This is a genomic window from Streptomyces sp. NRRL B-24572, assembly GCF_002156145.1.
Classification (GTDB): Bacteria; Actinomycetota; Actinomycetes; order Streptomycetales; family Streptomycetaceae; genus Streptomyces; species Streptomyces vietnamensis.
Genome location: NZ_MWIG01001169.1, coordinates 1 through 542, shown reverse-complemented (window position 1 = coordinate 542; position 542 = coordinate 1). Strand labels below are relative to the sequence as shown.

Annotated in this window: 1 protein-coding gene; it reads right to left on the bottom strand. The window is 73.1% G+C overall.

The genetic code is table 11. The features are described 5' to 3' along the window. Positions 1-542 (bottom strand): DUF6445 family protein (locus CCN56_RS41085; protein ID WP_306300670.1); only part of this gene is annotated, 542 nt, incomplete at both ends.

Genomic DNA, 542 nt, shown 5'->3' with positions numbered 1-542 from the left:
CCTCGGTGAAGGAGTCCGGGGGGACGAAGCGGGTGCCCAGGGCGTCGACCAGGTTGTTGTGCGGGGCCAGGACCTGGTTGCCGCCGAGCCGGCCGCCCGGAAGGTTCTGGCGGTAGAAGCTGGTGCCGCAGTCCTTGGGGGTGTCCGGGCTGAGGTAGAGCACGGCGGCGTAGCGGCACAGGCTGCGGGAGTCGGTGTGCGGGCGGGGCTCGCACTCGTCCTTGCCGACGGCCTGGACGCAGTTGTGGTTGAAGGTGCCGGCGCCGTCCGGGTTCTCGGCCCAGATCCGCGGGGCGCCGGTGGCCTTCCGCACCAGCCTTTCCACACGGGCGAGTTCGTCCGGTTCCAGGCCCGGCATGGCCCGCTGGCCCGGCCAGGGCTCGGGGTTGACCGGGGCGCCCTGGACCCAGTCGTCCTTCGCGAGGCACCGGGCGCGCACCTCGTCGATGTTCGGCAGGACGTCGTCGATGACCCAGTAGTCGCGGCCCTTCGTCGGCTTCCGGTACGGGAGGACGGGCAGGCCGGCGGGTCGGACGGGGGGC